We start from the raw sequence: 775 nt of genomic DNA on the forward strand, positions 1-775 counted from the left end.
CGGCGGGGGGCGCGGCGGCCACTGCGGGCGAGGTGGCCTCGACGGGTCGCCCAGGCGCGGCAGGCGGCGTGTGCGCGGCGGGCTCGGCAGGCGACTTGGGCACCGCAGGCTCCGGGCGTGGTCCTGTGGGGGTGGTGGCGGGCGTGGTCGGTCCGGGTTCGGGGGCGGTGGCCGTGGCGGCCTCGGCCACGCGGGTCCGCTTGGCCGTCGGGGCACCTCCGCCCGTGGTGCCGTCGTTCTCGGGGTCTCCTGGGCGCATCGCGGTGGCCTCCACGTCAGGGGGTGGGTGCGGTGGGGGCGGGGGGCGCGACGTGTTCCAGGACCAGGCCGTACCGGCTCTCCTCCACCACGCGGAAGTGCGGTGAGCGCTTCAGCGCCTCGCTCATGCGCGCGAAGCCGCCGGCCGGCAGATAGCCCTCGCCGATGGTCGCCTCCTCCTGCGTCGGGGTGAGGATCACGTACGCGGTCCGTCCTGCCGGGATGCCCGCGTCCAGGTAGCCCGCCGGGTCCTTGAGCATCTTCAGGTTCTCCGGCACCTCCTGCTCCGTGAAGAACCACCGCTCGTACCGGTCGTAGCGGTGGTACGCGCCCGGGAAGGACCCGGTCGTCGCGAGGATCAGCGAACCCTCCGGCGCCCGGTCGTAGGCGCGTTCGACCAGCGCGGTCTCCGCCGGCGGCGCGTACTGCATGCCTTCCTTGCCGTAGTACGAGGGCAGGAAGCCGGCCAGCAGGGCGACCAGCGCGACCGGCAGCGCCACCACCGCCGCCCGGCGCG

2 pseudogenes are annotated in these 775 nt (G+C 75.2%); both read right to left on the reverse strand.

Annotated elements, in window-relative coordinates:
* A pseudogene (locus GT042_RS39425) lies at positions 1 to 259 on the reverse strand (ABC transporter ATP-binding protein); the annotation flags it as partial.
* 16 nt (positions 260 to 275) lie between these two features.
* Positions 276 to 775: pseudogene (locus GT042_RS26605) on the reverse strand (hypothetical protein); the annotation flags it as partial.

Origin of the sequence: Streptomyces sp. SID3212 (assembly GCF_009865405.1) — a bacterium.
In the GTDB taxonomy this organism is placed as follows: Bacteria; Actinomycetota; Actinomycetes; order Streptomycetales; family Streptomycetaceae; genus Streptomyces.